We start from the raw sequence: 19,766 nt of genomic DNA on the forward strand, positions 1-19,766 counted from the left end.
ACTGTGTCAAGAAGTTAATAAATAACTTTTGGAGGAAACCTTCATGACTTTTTATGAACAATTAGTTTTACAATCACAACAGAGCTTTCAAAGTAATTATCCTATTTATGCTCAGGGGAAAACTCCCATAAAATTAAGTACCAAACGACAGGATTCGTATGAAACACAAATCGAAAAATTTAGCCAAATGATCAACGAGGCAGAATATATTGTAATTGGCGGTGCATCAGGTTTGTCAGCTGCAGGTGGTGGTGATTTTTATTATACTGACACTCCCTCGTTTTATGAAAATTTTGGAAAGTTTTCAAAAAAATACGTCTTTAAGGGCGCTTTTGCTGGTATGCAATATCCCTTCCCAAATCGTGAGACTTACTGGGGATATTTAGCAACATTCTTACACACAACTTTAAACGCCCCAATAAGACAGCCATATCATGACTTAGCGGCAATTTTAAATGATAAAAATTTTGATATTGTAACTACCAATCAAGATACACAATTTATAAAAACATTCGATGAAGATAAAGTTTCTGAAATTCAGGGAGATCATCGCTATTTTCAGTGTTCTAATGCTTGTACTGATGATGTTTGGGATGCAACTGAATCCATCGAACAAATGATTGAGGCTATGGGTGATGATACTCAAATACCTACTGAATTAATTCCACATTGTCCGCACTGTGGTGCCGAAGCTTTTCCATGGGTACGTGGCTATGGTAACTTCTTGGAAGGAAAAAAATATCAAGCTGAGTATACCAAGATATCGAATGCACTTCTAAAGCATCAAGGTGCAAAAACTCTATTCATCGAGCTCGGGGTGGGACGTATGACACCTATGTTTATTCAAGAACCCTTCTGGACTTTGAGCTATAATTTACCAAATGCCAATTATATTTCAGTAAACCGCGACAATGCTTTCATACCTGAACAAATAGAGAATAAAGGTTTAGCTATTCAAAATGATATTGCTAAAGTATTGCACGACGTGCGGAATCAAATAGTGGAGATCAAAAATGGCAAATAAATTAGACCAAGTTAAACAAATCTTGAATTCACCTACTCCCATTCTAGTTACCGCTAGCAATGGTTTTTCAATTAGTGAGGGCGTCAATATTTTCCAAAATAACGCTGATTTTCAAAAGATATTAGGCGATCTTGTTCCCAAATATCATTTTAATTCTATACTTTCAGCTATATCATATCCGTACAATAATCTATTAGATGCCTGGCAAGTTTGGGCTCGTTTGATAAATTATTTTATTGGTAATTACCAAATTAGTCCACAAATGAAATATTTAAAGCAATTACTAAAAGACAAAGATTATCTGATTGCCACGTCTAACGGTGAATATCATTTTAATCTTGCTGGTTTCAATGACGAATCTATTTTAGCTACTGAGGGTGATTGGGGAACACTTCAATGTTTTGGTGAGCATGATAATCGTCGGCTAATTAGATCATTACCTATTGCTCAGAAAATTGTAGATGCTGAAAATAAAGATCAACTTAACTCTGACTTATTACCAAAATGTGAAATTTGTGGAAATGTACTGCTGCCACATCTGCCATTTAATTCACAATATATAAATCCTGTACAAAGTCAAAATACATTCTCAAAATTTTTAAATTCAGCAATTTCTATGCATAAACCCTTAACCGTTTTAGAGTTAGGAGTTGGACAAAATCATCCCAATTTGCGTAAGCCAATATTTGATATGATGAGATCTGCCACACAGGTCAACTATATTATTATTAATCGAGACCACATCGTTGTTCCAAATTCAATTGAAAAACAAACTACGGAATTAGCCGGAAATATTGAAGATATTTTATGTGAGCTAACATTACCAAACACGAATAAATCGTAATAAAAAGATAGCATGAATAACTATATTAAAGTTATTCATACTATCTTTTTGATGTTTACTTTTTAATTATGTGGCAAAACATTAATGATATAGAGCAGTAATAAGAAGACAAAAAATAGTCCGTACATAATACCATTAACTTCTTTTCTTCTACCTGCTGCCATCATTGTCAATGGATAAGCTATGAATCCAAAGGCAATACCATAAGTAATATTATATGTAAGTGGCATTGCTAAAACAGTTAAAAAAGCTGGTAAAGCAATCTCAAATTTCTCCCAATGAATTCCCTTCATTGATTGCGCCATTAAGGCACCAACGATAATCAATACTGGCGCAGTAACGTTTGATGTGACCACAGTCAATAATGGTGAAAAGAACATGGAAATAGCGAAGAAAACACCAACTACAACTGACGTTAATCCTGTTCTACCACCGACAGCAATACCGGCACTAGATTCAACATAAGCAGTTGGAGGAGTTGTACCAAAGACGGCCCCACTAACCATGGAAATTGAATCAGCCATCAATGCACGACCGATTCTTGGCATCTTACCATTCTTCATAATACTTGCTTGTTCAGCTAGTCCAATCAATGTACCTGCTGTATCAAAGAATGCCACAAGTAAGAAGATAATGACAACAGCCCACATTTGTGGTTTATCAATGATTTCACCAACATGTGAAATACCAACGCCAAATGTTGGTTTCAAACTTGGAATACCTGAAATAATGTGCTTAGGCATGGGAATTAATCCCGTAACCAATCCGGCAATAGTAGTAAATACCATTCCGATAAAAATTGAACCTGGAACCTTACGACACATAAGTCCTGCCGTAACAATCAATCCAACAATCGTCAACAAAGTCGTGGGATTTGTGAATGATCCAATTTCAACTAGTGATGATTTACTAGCTTCAATCAATCCACCACCTTGTAAGCCAACAAAGGCAATGAATAATCCTAACCCTGCTGAAACGGCAAGTTTCAAATCTTGTGGGATTGAATTAATAACTAGTTCACGTAGTTTTAATAACGAAACAATCAAGAAAATAATACTAGCAACGAAAACCCCTGCCATAGCTGTTTGCCATGGAATACCCATCGCAATAACAACTGAATAACTAAAGAATGCATTGTCCCCAAGACCTGGTGCAATAGCAATTGGATAATTTGCCAAAATACCCATCAAAACAGATCCAACAATTGCCGTCAAAGCTGTAGCGGTGAACAATGATCCTTTGTCCATTCCTGAATCCCCTAGTACTTGAGGATTAACGAATAAAATGTATGCCATAGATACAAAAGTTGTTAATCCTGCTAGAATTTCACGTCTAACAGTTGTATTAGCTTCTTTTAGATGAAACAATCGCTCTAAGAAACTCAAGTTCTTTCTATCGTCTAATGATTCCAATATAAACGCCCCTAATCAATACTTTTTTCACGAACTTATATAGTATTGCAAAGTTTTATAATTTTTTCAATAGAAATAGAAACATTTTTTTAATTAATTTATTTATAGTTCGTGTTTTACTGAAATTTTAAATATTAGTAAGTATTATTTCAGAAATTAAGTTGATATACCATAAATACACATACAATTGGTGAACATTATTTTAATTATAAAAGTAACTTTGTTGATTCTAATAAAGCATTAAAATACGAACTTTCTCACAAAAAAAAGAGAATCAAGGAATTTTCTTGATTCTCTTTTCTATTAAATTATTTATTCTCAGAAATCTTAATTGTTCCATCTACCAAGTCAGCCTTAAGATTCTTTACATCCAAGTTATCCAAGTAGAATTCAGCAACCTTATCTCTGATTTGTTGCTCGATAACACGACGTAATGGTCTTGCACCCATTGCTTCATCGTATCCTTCGTCAATCAACCATTCCTTAGCTTCAGGAGTTACTTCAAGTGTAATATTCTTCTTAGCTAAGTTCTTATTAACATCATTCAACAATAAATCAACAATTTGATTCAAGTCATCCTTTGAAAGGTGAGTGAATTCAACAATTCCGTTGAATCTATTCAAGAACTCTGGACGGAAGTATGGTGTTAATTTATCCATTAGTTTTTCATTCTTCGTTGCTTTATCACCGAATCCGGCATTTGATGTGGCAATGATAATTGTATTCTTGAAATCAACCACATTACCTTGACCGTCAGTTAAACGGCCATCATCCATAACTTGTAATAACAACGTCAAAACTTGTGGATTAGCCTTTTCGATTTCGTCTAACAAGACAATTGAGTATGGATTACGTCTTACACGTTCAGTCAATGTATTACCATTATCTTCATATCCAACGTATCCAGCAGATGTACCGATCAACTTAGATACAGCAGTTAAATCTGAATATTCACTCATATCCAAACGAACAATTGCATCCTTGCTACCAAACATATCACTTGCTAATTGTTTTACTAATTCAGTCTTACCAACACCAGTAGGTCCAACGAATAAGAAACTACCAATTGGACGATTACCTTCGTCAAATCCAGCACGATTACGACGGATAGCACGAACAACCATATCGACAGCTTCATCTTGGCCAATTACATGCCCCTTGAGACGCTTGCCCATATCCTTTAATCTTTCAATATCGCTAGCGCCCATTTGTGATACAGGTACACCAGTTAATCTTTGAACAGATTCAGCAATATCGTTCACAGTTGCAATTGGTTCAGCTTTGCTACCCTTATCGTCCTTCAATTTAGCATTCAAATCTTCAATCTTGCTCTTCAAATCAGCAGCTTTTTCAAAGTCCTCTTTCTTAGCAGCTTCGTCTTTTTGTGCTTCAGCTTCTTTCAAAGCTTTTTCCAAACTTACCTTATCAGTTACTGGATTCTTAGCAGCTAAGTGAGCAGCGGTCATATCAATCAAGTCGATTGCTTTATCAGGGAGTGATCTCTGTGGAATATATTGTACTGAATAATCCACAGCGGCTTTCAAAACTTCATCAGGTAACTTAACGTTATGATGATCTTCATATGCTTTACGCAATCCCTTTAGAATCGCCACAGTAGCATCTTTACTTGGTTCATTGATAGTTACATCATTGAATCTTCTTGCTAAAGCAGCATCCTTCATGATTGTATTACGATACTCATCTTGAGTTGTAGCACCAATAATTGAAATCTCACCACGACTTAAAGATGGTTTGATGATATCAGATAATCCCTTGCTACCGGCTTCTCCACCAGCAGCACCAGTTCCGATAATCTGGTGAATTTCATCGAAGAACAATACTACATTGCCTGCTTTTTTAACTTCTTTAAGTAAGTTCTGAATATTCTCTTCAAATGATCCACGATATTGAGTACCTGCTTCAAGAGCAGACACATCAACAGAAATAATCTGCTTATCTTTAATTGCTGCAGGAACATCGCCCTTAACAATTGCTTGAGCTAATCCTTCAACAACCGCAGTCTTACCAACACCAGCATCACCAACCAAAATTGGATTATTCTTAGTACGACGGCTTAAGACTTCAGCTGTCTCTTGAATTTCTTTATCACGCCCAATGACGGGATCAAGTAAACCATCACGAGCCTCTTGTGTCAAATTACGTCCTAATTTATCTAATAGTTTCCCGTTACTACCAGTGCCAGTCTTCTGTGCTTCATCATTAACAGGTACTTGTCTACCAGCAGTACGCATTTCCTGATATCTAGCCAATTCTTCAGGTGTTAACTCATGACCATTGACATAATATTTAGTGCCATTACCATTGTTATTTTCACCCATTAGTCTATTAAAAATATCATCCATATCATTGCTTGAAAATAAATCGTCATCCCAAAATGATCTTGCCATATATACTACCTCCTAAAAAGAGTCACAAGAAACATTTTCGTTCCGTGCGACTCTCCTATTTTAGATAATGCAATTCCAAGTCACGTAGAACACGCCACATCTCAATATCTTGCGCTTTCGCTAATGCTTCAATATCGCGCAAATTTAGCGGCGTTGCGGAAGATTGTTCCTTATTAAAGGACTTATGCAGAGTGGTATAACCGTATCCACTCTTCTTCGCTATGAAGTAGATTGTTAAATGCTTATCCTCTAAATAGGTTTTAATGTCTATTTCCATATCTCCAACCTCCACAAATACATTATAGCACGTCTGTGATATAACGCAAGTGTGAAGTACCACAAATGTGCTATATTTTATAAAAATTATACTTTAATATCAATACTTTGGTACACTGAGAATAGAGATCTCGAGGTGATTTTATGAAAGAACTACTCAAATCTTTAGACAGATTAAACAAGATATATGAACAATTTGATCTGTTAAACTTTCGAGCACATAAGGCAATGCCACTGACCTTTGATAAAAATGACAGTAAGGAATTATTGCGTCAAAACAAACGTATGAGTTTCAGCTATTCATATTTAAATAAAGAAAAAACCAGACTTACCAATTTGATACTGTCTCAAACAGTAAATTTAAAGGATCCAATTTTTAAGCAATCAAAAATGTTCCATCCTGAATTAATCGACAAAGCATTGAAATTAAAAAATATTGACGAAACACATACTAAAGAAATGGATACCATTCCTAATCGTAATCGTAAAATCAACAAGTTAAAGCGTCTCATTGCAATGATTCAAGACGAAAATATTGGCTTATGCAGAGGTTACTTAACTCAGATGAAAGTATTGATTTACCAGAATAAAACCACTTTATTTGAGACACGAACTGAGAAGTATCAACCTAAAGAACTATTAGATGATTTGGACTTTAGAACTAGAATTATGCAATTTGATTATGATCGATACATGTTCGAAGAATTTACACCAGAAAGTTTTTTAGATTATTTGATTTTTGAAAAAGTCCACCGCCATGCAACATACATTCGTTCGTATGATGCTAGAGTCTTAATTCCAGGAGCTGATGCATGTGGATTCTCAGGAATTGCTTACGAAATCGAAATCGATGGTGTACGTGAATGCTATGTAACCTTCAAAGGAACCGAAGCTGATATGGACTATACTGAGCGTTCACGGCGCAAACGTCTTGATAAATTCTTGATTGAGGGATATAAAGACTGGAATTACAATGTTAATGCAATTTTAATTGGTAACGATACTGAGAATCGTCAAATATTAGTTGCCAGAGACTTTATCAACTATCTCCAGAACAATATTCAAAGAAACTGTTCCCTATATGGCCTTGGCCACTCACTAGGTGGACATTTTGTTCAAACCTTACAATTGATGGATGATTGTTTCAGTGCCGGTTATACACTAAATTCTGCCCCAATAAACCTAAAACAAATCAAACTTATTAAACCTGATTTGTTTACTTCTGAGATTTGGAATAAACTCTTCAATTTGACGAAAGACAAGACTAACGACAATATTCGTAACAATGAAATAAAAAAATTATTACCTAGAGAATATCCAGAAATAATTAATCAAAGTTTTGAACAAGATCTAACTCAAGTATTTTACGAAATACCCTATACTATCTGGATTGGACATAAGTGGGAATACAATTTGAATAATTGGAAATATCCGTTCAAGAATCATTTAGCATCATACTTAAATGCTGGAGAAATACATTCATATCAGCATTTCTTTGAACAATTATTTGCATATTTACAAGATTCTGAAACTGGTAGTCAACTTATGCGTAATTCATTAGGATTCATTCGTGCCCGCGTTAAAATCTTACACGATGACATAGATAAACCTGAAACGATTGAGTTCTTCTATGCTTATTCTAATTACTTGTTTGAATCAAAGATCTTCTTAGATCGCCCACAGCAAATCACAGAGGACTTTACTAAATCACAGCCATCTATGTGGCAATCTTCAAGAAAAGAATGGCCATTTCTAAAGAGTTTGAATATGGATATGTTAGACTTATCAGTCTATTTTCATATTATTAATGGTGTTAAATACTTTTTGAGCCGTAAGCCTAATAAAATAGAATAAAAAAAGAAAGTCAAAATACGACTTCCTTACTTAGAAATCAATTGAACAAATAAGTGTACTTGCGATATAGTACGTTTCCTTATTTCAGGTTCAATTGTTTTTTTATTCTTAATTAACAATTCCTCATAAATAGATCTTTGCATTATAGCTATTATCAAATCAGTCAACGTCGAAACATCACTGTCTGATATTCGTAATTGATTCTTAACAGACTTTACACCAACCACTAGATTCTCTCTTATGCGTGTCAAAACCTGAGATATCCATTCAGACTGTTTATTGGATAGAATGGCACGTTCACGAATTGTTATCATAAATGCACGATACCCATCATCATCAGAAAATATTTCACAAATTTCATCATATATATTTAAAATTTGGTTTTCAAAGTCTTCTAAATTATCGACTTTCAAGACCGTTCTATTAACAGATTGCTCACGCTGAACAACACCATTTTCAACTATCATATCTAATATTTGTTTTTTTCCATTAGGAAAATAATAGTATAAAGAACCGTCAGAAATTCCAACGGCTCTATTTATTTCTCTAGTAGTAGTTGCTTCAAAGCCCTTTTTGGCAAATAGATCTTGAGCGGCTTTTAATATCTTTTGTTTTTGAATGTCACTCTTCTTCACTATTTTCACTCCCTTAGGCTTCAGCGATAGTTTGGACAATTAAATAAATATTCAAAATTATCAAAACGATTGTTGCAAACCAAGCACAGTACTTGACCCACTTCTTATTCTTGAATTGCCCCATTATCTTCTCATCACTAGTAAAAAGAACCAATGGGATGATAGCAAATGGTAAGGCAACACTTAAGAATACCTGTGAGAATGTCAGCAAGTTTTCAATTTTGGCTTCATTATCATGATAATAAAATGCAAAAATCAAAACTGGGGTAACTGACAAAAGTCTTGTCAACAAACGTTGCGCCCATAAAGGCATCTTCAATCTGATAAAACCTTCCATAATAATCTGACCAGAAAGTGTACCAGTAATTGTTGAACTTTGACCTGATGATAGCAAAGCTACGGCGAATAACATACTTAAAATCGGACTAGCGATTGCACCAACCACTTGCTTGTTACTCAAGGCGTTGAATAAATCAACGAAACGACCTAGCTCACTGTTTGTTCCATAGAACAATGCGGCACCTAAGATCAAAAGTAGACTGTTAACGATAAAAGCTAAGAACAATTGGATATTTGAATCAATTGTAGAGAACTTGATAGCTTTAGCGATTTCTTTTTTATCTTTACGATTAACTTTTCTAGTTTGAGAAATCGATGAACCTAAGTACAAATCGTGAGGCATAACAGTTGCTCCGACAATACCAAGTGACAAATACAACATACCATTATTTGTAATTATATTGCTTTGTGGAAAATATCCTTCAATAATTCCTGTAACACTAGGTTTAGCTAAAAATACTTCGTATAAGAACACTAATAAAATAACTGAAACTAATGTAGCAACGATTGCTTCAATCTTACGGAATCCTAACTTCATAAGTAGTAACAGGATCAAAACATCGGCAGCTGTGATTAAGATACCAATTATCAAAGGTATATTGAACAACAGCTTAATCGCAATACCAGAACCGATAATCTCGGCAATATCAGTCGCCATAATTGCTAATTCAGCGATTATCCAAAGAATAATACCACCTGTCTTAGAGGTTTTTTCTCTGGTTAATTGTGCCAAATCTTTCCCTGTAACAATACCAAGTTTTGCAGCCATTGACTTGCAATAACATGGCAATCAAACTTGATATAAGTACAACTGACAAGAGTGTGTATTTATATTGAGCACCACCAGCAATTGAGGTGATCCAATTACCAGGATCCATATAACCTACGGCAATCAAAATACCAGGACCCGTGTAAGTCATTAACGTTCTCCAGAATCCAGCACCCTCTGGTACTTCGATACTTCCGTTAATTTCATCCAAACTCTTATTTTCTGCAGAGTTTGAACTTACAAACTTACCACGCTTAGCGGTTGTCTCGTTTGCTTCTACTTCACCACTATCTTTCATAGCAGTACCTCTTTTCTATTGGTTTAGAAATTCGGCGATATATTATCATTTATAACTTATGATGCTATCTCCGTATTTTTCATAGTTATTGGGTGCACGATTAAGTCATACATTACTTATAATTGTATTAATATTGAATAATTTGAGCGTGCGCTCAATTGACCATTGATATAATATCATGATTTATAAAAAATTAAAATATTTTTTTGGTTAATCTAAGAATATTTTTGTATAAATCAAAAATAAAGCCGTTTAAGATCAACATTAATGATCTCAAACGACTTTATTATTTATGTTTGTTCTTCACACTTTTAATTAAGCGATTCATTTCTTTTTTACTACCAAACATTCGATTTATCTTTTCATTTTCCAGTTGACGTGCATTCATGCCATTGTATGACATCTCTCTTTGAAGTTTTTGATAACTATCAAAACGTTCTTGTGTCAACTGTCCATTTTTAATTGCCGATTTAATAGCACAACCTGGTTCAGAAATGTGTGTACAATTTCTAAACTTACACTGTGCTGCTAATTCTTCGATATCCTCAAATGTCTTCGACAAATCACCTGTATAAATTTGTAATTCACGCATTCCTGGAGTATCAATAACTACTCCACCATTTGGAACCAGTAACATTTGCCTATGAGTAGTCGTGTGACGTCCCTTATCATCATCTTCACGAATAGAACTGGTTGTCAAAACATTGGTTCCTATCAAATGATTTATTATCGTTGATTTGCCAACTCCAGAGGACCCAACGAATGCAACTGTTTTACCTTCCTCAATATATTTAACAATTTGTTCAAATCCTTCCTCGTTCTCGGATGAACAAATGACGGTATCAATACCTAAACTAACCTCGTCTAATTCTGCTAACCGTTCAGATAAGTCATCACATAAGTCTGACTTAGTCAAAATAATGACTGGTGTAGCACCACCGTCCCAAGCAACTGTTAAGTAACGTTCTACCCTACGAACGTTAAAATTATCATTCAATGACATACATATAAAAATATAATCTACGTTCGTAGCAATAACCTGACCACCACCGCCAGATCCAGAAGATGCCCTGATCATAGTGCTGCTTCTATTTAATAAACTATTAATAGTTGCTTGATTATTTTCAACATTAGATAACATTACCCAATCGCCAACAGCTGGGTAATCGGTTTGATTATCAGTTTCATATATAAATTTGCCAGAAACTGTTGCTTCTAATTCTCCCAGTTCACTCATTACTTTATAACTACTTCTTTGTTGTTCAATAACTCGAGCTAATGTTAACTCGCCGTGCTTTTCGGACTCTTTTTTAATTTTTTCTGTTAGTCCATATTTTTTTAAATTATTATTCAATTTGATTGTTCCCTTCGCAAGTGTATGTACCCACAAGCTTGCGACAAAAAAGGCACAGTTACCCACTGTGCCTTAAAGAAGTAATAAAGAGATATACTCCTTCGGTCATCCATAAGGTGGGTACACTAAACAAGGCAGGACTATCCTGCTTTCTATTTTGTGTATAAAACTACCTTATTGAATATCCGACATCAAGCATACCTCTCATTTGTTATTAACAATAAAATATCATATTTATTATTTCACTACAACCTTCATACCATCTGGAACCGATGTATTGATCCACTTAGCATCAGGTATAGTTAATCTAACACAACCATGACTAGATCGTGTACCAAGCATTTGTGCTTCACTTTCAACATACTTGCCATCCTTATTAGTTGGTACCGAATGGAATAAGTAAACTCCCCAATCCTTGAACGAGGTCCAATAATTAGCGCCTTCTTTTGATTCAGCGTTGTAAAAAGAATCTCCACGATTTTGGATCTCAAAAGTTCCTTTAGGTGTTGGAGATTTTTTCTCTCTGGTTGCTGCTTTCATAGTATATAATGTTTCATTACCGTTCATTATATATACTCTTTGTTTAGCAATCGACACTTTAATATAAGCATCCTTATACTTATCCAAATCTGGATAAGCCTTCTTTTCAGATGGATGTTTCCATGCATCTGCATTTTCCTTTTTGGTAGTAACTTTCTTAGCCACTTTAGTAGACTTTGACTCTGCCTCAACTGATTTAGTACTATTAGCATGAATCGAAAAAGCAATAACCAAAATTGTAATAACTCCTACAATTGAAATTATTGCCGTAATTATCTTTTTATTTTTAAGCATAAAATCCCCCGTATATTTAATCATAATATACATTATGACGAGGAACAACGAGCTTATCAGTTATGTAATACAAATATAATGAAACTAATTTTTAATATTAAATTACAAAACAAATTTATTAATTACTTCAGCTAATGCATCTTGATTATTATCAGCCTTCGTTACGTACTTAGCGGCATCCCTTACCTCATCAATTCCATTAGCGACACTAACGGGCAATCCAACAACTTTTAACATTGGCAAATCATTACCGTTATCTCCGGCCGCAATAATTTCATCAGGATTAATATTCAGTAACTTCCCCAACTGAATTGCTGCACTTCCCTTATTCACACCTGCAGGATTGAATTCCACATATCGACCAGATGAAAATGTCACCGTCAATTTACTAGGATCAACTTTGTTTTGAACCGAACCACGCATGGCTTGACGTTCTGATTCAGTTGGTAATGCCATGATGATTTTCATAATATTTTGATTTTTGAACTTATCAAAATTTGGTGTATCCATAACTTTATAAGATACTCCCCGATTACTCAAATAATCCACATCATAAGGTAGTGGATTGTAAATATATAACTCGTCCTGAGTATAAACATGAGTAACAGCACTATGATCAGCAATCCCAACCTCAAATATATCTTTTGCAACATCAAATGCCATTGAATTAACAATCAATGGTCGATTATTCTTATTTTCTAAAACTAAACCACCATTGTACGAAATAGAATACTGATTAGACTTATCACGTAAGTTCATTTTATCTAAAGTATTTTGAAATGACGCATAACCACGGCCTGAATTAACTACAAAGTAAACGCCCTTAGCCGTTGCAGCTTGAATGGCTTCAGCATTCTTATCAGACAAACTTCCGTCATCATTCATCAATGTTTCGTCAAGATCACAAACTATCATTTTATACATAATTAAACCTCTTCATTTTTAAAGATCACTTATTAACTTTATAGAAGAATGGCAACAATCTCAACCGATAACTTAAAATTTATACCTTATCATAAAACAAAAAAGGCATTATCAAACTCATCCCTAAAAAGGATAAGATCTGATAATGACTTATTAAAAATCATCTTATTATAGACGTTCGTTTAATTCTTTACCTAATTCTTCAAAGCCTGGTTTGCCAAGCAATGCGAACATGTTCTTCTTATAAGCTTCAACACCAGGTTGGTTGAATGGGTTAATTCCATTCAAGTAACCTGAAACGCCAACAGCAATTTCAAAGAAGTAGATCAAGTAACCTAATGTGTAGGCATTTTGTTCTGGAATGTGAACGCTCATTACAGGAACGCCACCGTCAGTATGAGCAAGTACAACACCTTCGTAAGCACGCTTGTTTACGTAGTCCATTGACTTACCTTCAAGATAACCTAAGCCATCAAGATCTTCTTTTTCGCTAGGAATTTCCATTTCAAAACGAGGTTTGTCAATGACAACAACTGTTTCCATCAAGTTACGACGTCCTTCTTGGATGTATTGACCTAATGAGTGAAGATCAGTTGAGAAGTTAGCTGATGATGGGTAGATACCCTTTTGGTCTTTACCTTCTGATTCACCCATCAATTGCTTCCACCATTCACCAAAGTATTGTAGGTTTGGTTCGTAGTTCTCAAGCAATTCTGTTGTGTAACCTTTACGGTACAAAATATTTCTTAATGCAGCATATTTGTATGCATCGTTCTTTGATAGATCAGCATCTGAGAAGTCTTCACGAGCCTTAGCAGCACCTTCCATCAACTTGTCAATATCAATACCAGCAACGGCGATTGGCAATAGACCAACGGCTGTAAGTACTGAGAAACGTCCACCGATATCATCAGGAACAACGAATTCCTCGTAGCCTTCAGCATCTGATTCTGTCTTCAAAGCACCCTTAGCACGGTCAGTAGTAGCGTAGATACGTTCCTTAGCGCCTTCAACACCATACTTTTCAACCAACTTAGCTTTCAAGATACGGAAAGCAATTGAAGGTTCTGTAGTTGTACCTGACTTAGAAATAACGTTAATACTAAAGTCACGATCTCCGATAACTTCAATCAAGTCAGCAAGGTAGTTAGGAGAAATTGAGTTACCTGCAAAGTAAACTTCTGGAACATCCTTGTTGTTCTTAACGTTATAGAATGATGAACTTAGAAAATCAATAGCAGCACGAGCACCTAAATATGAACCACCAATACCGATTCCAACAAATACCTCTGAATCTGATTGGATCTTCTTAGCAGCTTTCTTAATGCGAGCAAATTCATCCTTGTCATAATCAACTGGTAAATCAATAAAACCACGGAAATCAGCACCAGCACCAGTACCGCTACGTAGTTCACTATCAGCAGCGTTTACAAGGTTTTGCATTTCGCCTAGTTCATTTTCGTGAACGAACTTGCTTAATTTTGAATCATCAAATTTAATATGTGTCATTTTCTCTCCTCCATTTATCCTAAAACTAGATTATCATTTCCACTGAAAATTTCAAATCTTTATGTGATTTTTCAACCAATTTCCAACAAAATATATCAAATATCCAATTGCTGCACCAATTGTATTCAAAATCACATCATCAATATCCGTCACACCGGTGTTTAAAATGAATTGTAGACCTTCGATAGAAATTGAAATCAAGGCACCAATCAAAACTACCTTGATAAACTTCCGGTCCTTCTTGCCCAAAGCAGGAATGAAAATTCCCATCGGAACGAACCATACAATATTACCATATAAATTATAAAAGAAATCCACTAAAGACTTGGCATTTAATAATTTAAACGTTTGTACAAATGGTATCGTGTTGATTTCTGAAAACGGCCGATGGAAAAAGAACTTGAATTCCCACAAAAAGTATCCATCCCTAAAGACAGTTAATGCAAAAAGTAGGAATACATAAAAAGCAAACACTGTTAGCCAAAACTCATGGGTCAGACTTGTTTTTTTATGTTTCCACTTAATCCAAATAAATCTTAATATAATGAAGAAAAGCGTATATAATATAGCTTTATCAGCACCATAAAAAGATAAGCGAATTAACGGAAAATGATTAATTCTAGTGGCATACATATTTGATACATAATTATACAAAGGTCCTAAAAATATCATTTTTCTCATTCTTTCCCACTTTTTACTTAATACGTATTATACTAACAATTAAGTAATTTATTTAGAAGAATATAAATTTATTAAAGAAATTTTACAAAAAAGGATTTTTATGAATAAAATTAAATCACTATTAAATAAGCGTATCGGCTTTGTCGGCTTATTAGTCTTTTTCTTATGGCTAAAAACTGTTATTGCCTACTACGCCGAATTTTCACTGGGATTAAATGACTTATTGCAACATTTCATTTTAATCATTAATCCTATCGCCACTACACTCGTACTATTGAGCATAGCTTTGTATATCAACAAGGCCATTGTATCGTACATTGTGATGGGTGTTATATATGTTTTAGAAAATATTTTATTATATGCAAATATTTTATACTACCGAGAATTTTCAGATTTTATTTCATTTAATACAATTGCCGGTGCATCCAAAGTTACTAAGGGATTAGGAACTAGTAGTGCCAGTTTAATGCAAGGTCACGACTTCTTATACTTCTTAGATTTCGTTCTTATTGTTATTTTATTTACTAGCCACTACATCAAGATTGATAAGACCAAGATTCGTAAACTAACTGCCCTTGCTACTACCATGCTAGGATTATTTCTATTCTCGCTCAATCTGATGTTAGCCGAAACTAATCGTCCGCAACTTTTGGGTAGAACTTTCGATAATAGTTATATCGTAAAATACCTAGGATTCAATAGTTTTCTAGGTTATGATGCCATTAAGTCGGCTCAAAATAACCAAGTTAGGTCAACGGCTGTTGGTACTGATATGGACAATGTTTTAGACTTTGTTAATCAACATTATGCGTCACCAAATAAAACATACTTTGGCAAAGCCAGAGGAAAAAATATCATTATCATTCATTTAGAAAGTTTCCAACAATTCTTGATTGGGATGAAGGTTAATGATCAAGAAGTCACACCTTTCTTAAATAGTTTGTATAACGACAAGAATACGATGTCATTTGACAATTTCTTCCACGAAGTTGGTAGTGGTAGAACTAGTGATGCGGAGAATATGATGGAAACTAGTCTTTATGGATTACCTGAAGGTTCATTATTCTCCAAGTTGGGATCTGACAACACTTTCCAAGCCGCGCCAGCAATTCTTAAACAAAAAGAAAACTATACTAGTGCCGTCTTCCATGGAAATGTCGGTAGTTTCTGGAACCGAGACGATGTCTACAAAAATATGGGCTATGACTATTTCTTTGATTTGAATTACTTCAATCAAAGTGATGATTCAAGTATCGGTTATGGTATGAAAGACAAATTAATGTTATCTGAGAGTGTTAAATACTTAGAACAGTTACAACAACCTTTCTACACCAAATTCATTACTGTCACTAACCATACTCCATACGATCTTGGTGATGAAGATCAAGCTCCTGACTTTCCCAAAACTGATAGTGGTAACAGCGTTGTAGATAATTACTTTGTCACAGCGCATTATCTAGATAGTGCATTGAAAGAATTCTTCACTTATCTAAAAGATAGTGGTATCTATGATAATTCAATGATTGTATTATATGGTGATCACTATGGACTTAATGCTGGTCAAGACAAAGTAGTAGCTCCAATGCTTGGATACGATACTAATAACAGTGACTTTAATGAAGTTCAAATGCAGCGTGTACCATTTATGATTCATATGAAGGGATTAAGGGGCGGTATAAATAACACTTACGGCGGTGAGATTGATGCTCTACCAACCATTCTTCACCTCGCAGGTGTTCATACCAAGGGATATGTTCAGCTCGGAACAGATCTATTATCAAAACAACACAGTGATATCGTTGCTTTCCGTGATAAGGAATTCATAACTACCAAGTACACTGTTATTCGCGGTAATGATGGTGGACATATTGTTTACGATAATAGTACTGGCTCTCAAATTAACTTAAATGAAAATGAACAATTATACAAAAAGATTGATAAGTGGCAAGATGAGGTTAATCAAAAATTAAAAACCTCTGATACTCTTAATAACAAAAATCTATTAAGATTCTATACACCAACTGGCTTCACGCCAGTTGATCCTTCAGAATACAGTTATCAAAATGAAATTCAAAAGTTAGTTAAAACTCGTAATGAATTAGGTCTTAAATCAACTAGTGTATATTCAAAGAATAACGATAAATCAACCACTCCTTTATACAACACTGATGCACCAGAACTAAATGGCGACAGAACTTACATCGATAGTTGGTCTAGTGTTCTTAAAGGAAGTAATGAAGACGAGTAAATTATTCAAGAGCGTGACGAAGCACGGCTACTTCCGAATATAATCTAAAATACCCTCGTATTTACTTAAGTAAATGCGGGGATATTTGTGATTTTTTAACACGAAAATTAAGTTAAGGTACGTTTACATAACTGATATAATAATTTTGAGTATAAATATGACACAATTTAAGGGATTAGTATGGATAATATGAAATCAAAACTAAAATCACTACTTAACAGACGTCTAGGATTCGTCTGTTTTTTGGTGTTTCTATTGTGGATAAAAACAGTTATAGCTTACTATGCTGATTTCTCTTTAGGACTGAATGATCCCCTACAACACCTCATTATGATCATTAATCCTATCGCTACAACATTAGTATTGCTGAGCATCCCTTTATACATAAAACGTGCAAGAATCTCGTACATTATTATGGGACTAATTTATTTGATTGAATCCATATTCTTATATGCCAATATTTTGTACTATCGAGAATTTACAGATTTCATAACTAGTTCTTTGATCCTAGGGGTTTCATCCGTTTCTAAGGGTCTTGGTTCCAGCAGTTTGAATTTAGTTAAAGGACACGATTTTATTTACTGGATCGATATTATCATTCTGATAGTTTTATTCATAACGAAGTTCATAAAAATGGACACTAAATCTCTAAAAAAACTAACTGCTGCCGCAACAACATCTCTGGGATTATTGCTATTTTCCGTAAACCTGATGATTGCAGAAGCTAATCGTCCGCAACTATTATCAAGAGCATTTGACCATGCATATATAGTAAAATACCTAGGCTTTAATTCTTTTTTAGGTTACGATGCCATTAAATCTGCTATGAATGATAAGGCAAGATCAACTGCTGTCGGAACTGACATGGACGATGTTCTCAATTACACCAATGAAAATTATGCAAAGCCAAGTAAAAAATACTTTGGAAAAGCCAATCGAAAAAATATTATTGTAATCCATCTTGAGAGCTTCCAGCAATTTTTGATTGGAATGAAAATTAATGATCAAGAGGTTACACCTTTCTTGAACAGTTTATATCATGATCAAAACACTATTGCATTTGATAACTTTTATCACGAAGTAGGATTGGGTAAAACCAGTGATGCAGAAACAATGTTAGAATCTGGACTCTTCGGATTACCAAGCGGCTCTTTCTTCACATCAATGGGACCAAACAACACATTCCAATCTGCTCCAGCAATATTGGGCCAAAAGAAAGGCTACACTAGTGCTGTTTTTCACGGTAATGTAGCCAGCTTTTGGAGTAGGAATCAGGTTTATAAAAACATGGGTTACAATTACTTCTTCGATCAATCATACTTTGATAACTCAATCAAAAATTCTAATAACGGTTATGGCACCAAAGACAAGTTGATGTTATCAGAGAGTGCTAAATACTTGGAACAACTGCAGCAACCCTTCTACACTAAGTTTTTGACTGTTTCTAATCACTTTGACTTTAATTTACCTGAAGAAGACAGGGATGATTTTGTAGGTCCTGAATCCTCTGATAAACACGTTTCTGATTATTTTGTATCAGCTCATTATCTCGACAATTCCTTGAGAGAGTTCTTCAATTATCTACAAGATTCCGGATTATATAAAAATTCTATGATAGTCCTGTATGGAGACCATTTTGGTATATAATCTGATAGAAATAAGGCACTAGCACCAATTATAGGAATTAATCCTTCAGATTATAATTCATTTAACAATTCACAATTACAAAAAGTTCCATTCATGATTCATCTTAATGGATTAAATGGTGGAATCAATCACACTTACGGTGGAGAAATTGACGTTTTACCAACCATTTTGCATCTGGCAGGTATTAATACAAAAGAATACATACAAGTAGGTTCTGATTTATTATCCAATCGTCATAAAGAACTAGTTGCCTTTAGAGATAAAAACTTCGTAACGTCCAAATACACTGTGGTGAATAGTAGTAAAGGACCACAAGTTTACAGTAATGAAACTGGAGAATTAATTGAACTGATAGACAATCCTGAATTAGTTGATAAAATCGAAAAATGGCAAGATCAGGTCAATGAAAAGCTAAAAATATCCGACGCTGTTAATAATAAAAATCTGCTGCGCTTTTACACACCTAATGGATTCACACCAGTGGACCCAAATGATGATTCGTATAATTATCTAAATCAAATTCAAAGATTAATCAAAACCCGTGAATCATTAGGAACTGGATCAACGAGTCTATACTCCAAGAATGATAACAAATCAACTACCCATTTATATAATACTGATGCGACGGAATTAAATGGTGATCGAACACCAATCGATGATTGGTCGTATGTTTTAAAAAATGATGCTAAAAATTAAAATGAACCTAGGTA

At 34.5% G+C, this 19,766-nt stretch carries 15 protein-coding genes and 1 pseudogene; 6 read left to right on the top strand and 10 right to left on the bottom strand.

Annotation, left to right across the window (positions count from 1 at the left end):
- Positions 1 to 43: 43 nt before the first annotated feature.
- Positions 44 to 1,024, top strand: coding sequence for an SIR2 family NAD-dependent protein deacylase (locus tag EKM79_RS01840; RefSeq protein WP_125565435.1), 981 nt, complete (start codon positions 44 to 46; stop codon positions 1,022 to 1,024).
- Positions 1,014 to 1,868, top strand: coding sequence for a hypothetical protein (locus EKM79_RS01845; protein WP_125565436.1), 855 nt, complete (start codon positions 1,014 to 1,016; stop codon positions 1,866 to 1,868). Before EKM79_RS01840 ends, EKM79_RS01845 begins: the two co-directional genes overlap by 11 nt.
- 62 nt (positions 1,869 to 1,930) lie before the next feature.
- Here the strand turns inward: EKM79_RS01845 and EKM79_RS01850 are convergent, their stop codons facing one another.
- The 3 genes from EKM79_RS01850 to EKM79_RS01860 all read right to left on the bottom strand — a co-directional run bounded on the left by EKM79_RS01850 (position 1,931) and on the right by EKM79_RS01860 (position 5,965).
- Positions 1,931 to 3,283: an NCS2 family permease gene (locus EKM79_RS01850; protein ID WP_425454016.1), complete on the bottom strand. Its 1,353-nt coding sequence runs from the start codon at positions 3,281 to 3,283 to the stop codon at positions 1,931 to 1,933.
- Positions 3,284 to 3,588: 305 nt separating this feature from the next.
- Positions 3,589 to 5,688 carry an ATP-dependent Clp protease ATP-binding subunit gene (locus EKM79_RS01855; protein WP_125565438.1) on the bottom strand — a complete coding sequence of 700 codons (2,100 nt, stop codon included), beginning with the start codon at positions 5,686 to 5,688 and terminating at the stop codon, positions 3,589 to 3,591.
- A gap of 55 nt (positions 5,689 to 5,743) precedes the next feature.
- Entirely contained in the window at positions 5,744 to 5,965 is a 222-nt protein-coding gene (locus EKM79_RS01860; RefSeq protein WP_125565439.1) for a transcriptional regulator, read from the bottom strand.
- Between the two features lie 143 nt (positions 5,966 to 6,108).
- Here EKM79_RS01860 and EKM79_RS01865 point away from each other — a divergent pair, with 143 nt between their 5' ends.
- Positions 6,109 to 7,818, top strand: coding sequence for a DUF6792 domain-containing protein (locus tag EKM79_RS01865; protein WP_125565440.1), 1,710 nt, complete (start codon positions 6,109 to 6,111; stop codon positions 7,816 to 7,818).
- 26 nt (positions 7,819 to 7,844) lie between these two features.
- Here the strand turns inward: EKM79_RS01865 and EKM79_RS01870 are convergent, their stop codons facing one another.
- The 7 genes and pseudogenes from EKM79_RS01870 to EKM79_RS01900 form a co-directional block, all read right to left on the bottom strand.
- Positions 7,845 to 8,453, bottom strand: a complete 609-nt coding sequence (locus tag EKM79_RS01870) for a TetR/AcrR family transcriptional regulator (RefSeq protein ID WP_164505977.1) — start codon at positions 8,451 to 8,453, stop codon at positions 7,845 to 7,847.
- A gap of 13 nt (positions 8,454 to 8,466) precedes the next feature.
- A pseudogene (locus tag EKM79_RS01875) lies at positions 8,467 to 9,859 on the bottom strand (Nramp family divalent metal transporter).
- Positions 9,860 to 10,145: 286 nt separating this feature from the next.
- Entirely contained in the window at positions 10,146 to 11,213 is a 1,068-nt protein-coding gene (gene rsgA / locus EKM79_RS01880; RefSeq protein ID WP_125565442.1) for a ribosome small subunit-dependent GTPase A, read from the bottom strand.
- A 237-nt stretch (positions 11,214 to 11,450) separates the two neighbouring features.
- Positions 11,451 to 12,047 (bottom strand): L,D-transpeptidase, encoded by a 597-nt coding sequence (locus EKM79_RS01885; RefSeq protein ID WP_125565443.1) that lies wholly within the window; start codon positions 12,045 to 12,047, stop codon positions 11,451 to 11,453.
- A 102-nt stretch (positions 12,048 to 12,149) separates the two neighbouring features.
- On the bottom strand, positions 12,150 to 12,971 hold the full coding sequence (locus tag EKM79_RS01890) for a Cof-type HAD-IIB family hydrolase (protein WP_125565444.1): 822 nt from the start codon (positions 12,969 to 12,971) through the stop codon (positions 12,150 to 12,152).
- 168 nt (positions 12,972 to 13,139) lie between these two features.
- A complete protein-coding gene (locus EKM79_RS01895) occupies positions 13,140 to 14,480 on the bottom strand; it encodes a glucose-6-phosphate isomerase (protein WP_125565445.1) in 1,341 nt (446 codons plus the stop codon).
- Positions 14,481 to 14,531: 51 nt separating this feature from the next.
- Complete coding sequence (locus tag EKM79_RS01900) at positions 14,532 to 15,161, bottom strand: VanZ family protein (protein ID WP_342769514.1); 630 nt, start codon at positions 15,159 to 15,161, stop codon at positions 14,532 to 14,534.
- A gap of 100 nt (positions 15,162 to 15,261) precedes the next feature.
- On the opposite strand from EKM79_RS01900, the gene EKM79_RS01905 reads away from it, so the two are divergent.
- From EKM79_RS01905 to EKM79_RS12335, 3 genes are all read left to right on the top strand, one after another.
- The gene (locus EKM79_RS01905; protein ID WP_164505978.1) at positions 15,262 to 17,409 is read left to right on the top strand and encodes an LTA synthase family protein; all 2,148 of its coding nucleotides are present in this window, start codon (positions 15,262 to 15,264) and stop codon (positions 17,407 to 17,409) included.
- Positions 17,410 to 17,589: 180 nt separating this feature from the next.
- Positions 17,590 to 19,056, top strand: coding sequence for an LTA synthase family protein (locus tag EKM79_RS01910; RefSeq protein ID WP_246005596.1), 1,467 nt, complete (start codon positions 17,590 to 17,592; stop codon positions 19,054 to 19,056).
- 93 nt (positions 19,057 to 19,149) lie between these two features.
- Positions 19,150 to 19,752: a hypothetical protein gene (locus tag EKM79_RS12335; protein ID WP_246005597.1), complete on the top strand. Its 603-nt coding sequence runs from the start codon at positions 19,150 to 19,152 to the stop codon at positions 19,750 to 19,752.
- The last annotated feature ends 14 nt before the right edge of the window (positions 19,753 to 19,766 follow it).

This window comes from Companilactobacillus insicii (genome assembly GCF_003946015.1).
Lineage (GTDB): Bacteria > Bacillota > Bacilli > Lactobacillales > Lactobacillaceae > Companilactobacillus > Companilactobacillus insicii.

Bases quoted from the DNA above. Each gene is read 5' to 3' on its own strand.
- EKM79_RS01900 (WP_342769514.1), bottom strand. From the start codon at position 15,161: ATGAGAAAAATGATATTTTTAGGACCTTTGTATAATTATGTATCAAAT.
- EKM79_RS01860 (WP_125565439.1), bottom strand. From the start codon at position 5,965: ATGGAAATAGACATTAAAACCTATTTAGAGGATAAGCATTTAACAATC.
- EKM79_RS01845 (WP_125565436.1), top strand. From the start codon at position 1,014: ATGGCAAATAAATTAGACCAAGTTAAACAAATCTTGAATTCACCTACT.
- EKM79_RS01855 (WP_125565438.1), bottom strand. From the start codon at position 5,688: ATGGCAAGATCATTTTGGGATGACGATTTATTTTCAAGCAATGATATG.
- EKM79_RS01895 (WP_125565445.1), bottom strand. From the start codon at position 14,480: ATGACACATATTAAATTTGATGATTCAAAATTAAGCAAGTTCGTTCAC.
- EKM79_RS01905 (WP_164505978.1), top strand. From the start codon at position 15,262: ATGAATAAAATTAAATCACTATTAAATAAGCGTATCGGCTTTGTCGGC.
- EKM79_RS01840 (WP_125565435.1), top strand. From the start codon at position 44: ATGACTTTTTATGAACAATTAGTTTTACAATCACAACAGAGCTTTCAA.
- EKM79_RS01910 (WP_246005596.1), top strand. From the start codon at position 17,590: ATGGATAATATGAAATCAAAACTAAAATCACTACTTAACAGACGTCTA.
- EKM79_RS12335 (WP_246005597.1), top strand. From the start codon at position 19,150: ATGATTCATCTTAATGGATTAAATGGTGGAATCAATCACACTTACGGT.
- EKM79_RS01885 (WP_125565443.1), bottom strand. From the start codon at position 12,047: ATGCTTAAAAATAAAAAGATAATTACGGCAATAATTTCAATTGTAGGA.
- EKM79_RS01890 (WP_125565444.1), bottom strand. From the start codon at position 12,971: ATGTATAAAATGATAGTTTGTGATCTTGACGAAACATTGATGAATGAT.
- EKM79_RS01865 (WP_125565440.1), top strand. From the start codon at position 6,109: ATGAAAGAACTACTCAAATCTTTAGACAGATTAAACAAGATATATGAA.